The sequence below is a fragment of the Pararobbsia alpina genome (assembly GCF_902859895.1).
Classification (GTDB): domain Bacteria; phylum Pseudomonadota; class Gammaproteobacteria; order Burkholderiales; family Burkholderiaceae; genus Pararobbsia; species Pararobbsia alpina.
Genome location: NZ_CADIKM010000217.1, coordinates 1 through 623 on the forward strand (window position 1 = coordinate 1; position 623 = coordinate 623).

2 tRNA genes and 1 rRNA gene are annotated in these 623 nt (G+C 51.8%); all 3 read left to right on the plus strand.

Annotated features, from left to right (window positions below):
* Nucleotides 1-81, plus strand: a 16S ribosomal RNA gene (locus HV670_RS30350); the annotation flags it as partial.
* A gap of 61 nt (nt 82-142) precedes the next feature.
* Nucleotides 143-219: transfer RNA gene (locus HV670_RS30355), tRNA-Ile, on the plus strand.
* Between the two features lie 80 nt (nt 220-299).
* Nucleotides 300-375 (plus strand) — tRNA-Ala (locus HV670_RS30360).
* Nucleotides 376-623 lie beyond the last annotated feature (248 nt).

A 623-nucleotide genomic window follows, 5' to 3' on the forward strand; every position in this document is an offset into this window, starting at 1 on the left:
GTCACCACGGTAGGATTCATGACTGGGGTGAAGTCGTAACAAGGTAGCCGTATCGGAAGGTGCGGCTGGATCACCTCCTTTCCAGAGCTTGCATTGAAGTTGAGCGCTCACACTTATTGGCTGTAATACGACAGACTGGAAGGGGTCTGTAGCTCAGTTGGTTAGAGCACCGTCTTGATAAGGCGGGGGTCGTTGGTTCGAATCCAACCAGACCCACCACTAGTCCTAAGGCGGAGAGACCTCTCCGAAGCAAACGTGCCATGGTGCGAACCGTGGCACGGTTGGCGTTGTCAGTACATGGGGGCATAGCTCAGCTGGGAGAGCACCTGCTTTGCAAGCAGGGGGTCGTCGGTTCGATCCCGTCTGCCTCCACCATTGTCTGACGCCATGATTAATCTTTAGTCGAGAGCGCGAGCGAGGCCGGCCGTTGGGGTGCCGGGAGGGGTTGCGTTGTCGACTGGTGATTTTTGCTGGTCAGTCTTTAGCAAGATTTACACGTTAAATCGGCTGTCGTTCTTTAACAATTTGGAAGAAGAATGTATCTATTGGAAGCGCACTTGAGATGGTGTGTGGAAGATAGATGGGTTGTGATTGTATCAATGTATTTGAAGTGATTTTAAGTC